Here is a 201-nt window from a genome sequence, read left to right on the forward strand (position 1 = left end):
CATGAGCAAGATACTGACCGAAGTCCTGAAAGCCAACGAAGGCTACGCCGCCAGCTTCACCAAGGGTGACCTGGCCCTGCCGCCGGCACGCGGCTTCGCCATCCTCACCTGCATGGATGCCCGGCTCGACCCGGCCAAGTACGCCGGCCTGTCCGAGGGCGACGCCCACGTCACCCGCAACGCCGGCGGCCGCGCCAGCGA

General features: G+C 69.2%; 1 pseudogene. It reads left to right on the forward strand.

From position 1 onward, the window contains the following. Position 1: 1 nt before the first annotated feature. Positions 2-201 (forward strand): annotated as a pseudogene (locus ACYQ1H_RS15730) (carbonic anhydrase); the annotation flags it as partial.

This window comes from Methyloparacoccus murrellii, assembly GCF_054657115.1.